The organism is Parvimonas sp. D9, from assembly GCF_035282565.1.
Classification (GTDB): Bacteria; Bacillota; Clostridia; order Tissierellales; family Peptoniphilaceae; genus Parvimonas; species Parvimonas micra.
Genome location: NZ_JAYKBM010000283.1, coordinates 1 through 232, shown reverse-complemented (window position 1 = coordinate 232; position 232 = coordinate 1). Strand labels below are relative to the sequence as shown.

Below are 232 nucleotides of genomic sequence, written 5' to 3'. Positions count from 1 at the left end.
AATCGCTATACCCAAAACCCGGGCGGCCTACTGAAATCATCCGGTATTTTTGCAGTAATATTTTATCGCGCATAAAAGCTTCAAAAGCATCCCATGCACCCGGGGAGCCATGCACAAAAACAATAGTAGGTAAGCTGTCGTTCCCGGTTTTGGCATAATGCAAGGTTCTGCTATTTACTTTCAACCGTTGTAGCTTCAGCTCTACACCCGCATCTGTAAACTTTTGTGTGGC

The 232-nt window shown here is 45.3% G+C and carries 1 protein-coding gene; it reads right to left on the bottom strand.

The genetic code is table 11. The features are described from left to right. Positions 1 to 232 (bottom strand): alpha/beta hydrolase (locus VJI94_RS08885; protein ID WP_324009115.1); only part of this gene is annotated, 232 nt, incomplete at both ends.